Source organism: Peribacillus sp. SIMBA_075, from assembly GCF_046534585.1.
In genome coordinates, this window is record NZ_JAWRYN010001791.1 from 1 (window position 1) to 228 (window position 228).

1 protein-coding gene is annotated in these 228 nt (G+C 73.7%); it reads right to left on the reverse strand.

Annotated features, from left to right (window positions below):
- Positions 1-228, reverse strand: a 228-nt coding sequence (locus SB775_RS34610; RefSeq protein WP_410865806.1) for a phosphoenolpyruvate carboxykinase domain-containing protein, incomplete at both ends; no start/stop codon positions are given.

Consider the following 228-nt stretch of genomic DNA (forward strand, 5'->3'; position numbering starts at 1 on the left):
GAACACGGCCGGCGCCGCGCTGCCCAGCGACTCCCCGACCTCCAGCCAGTGCGCCCAGTGATCGGCCATGTTGTAGCCGCAGAACGGGAGCATGGCGAACGGGTCGCGCCGCAGCTCCCCGACCGTGCCCTCCGCCGCGGCCGTCCGCTCGGACGAGATCGTCGCACCGAGGAACACCCCGTGCCGCCAGTCGCGCGCCTGAGCCACCAGCGGGACGTTGGTCGCACG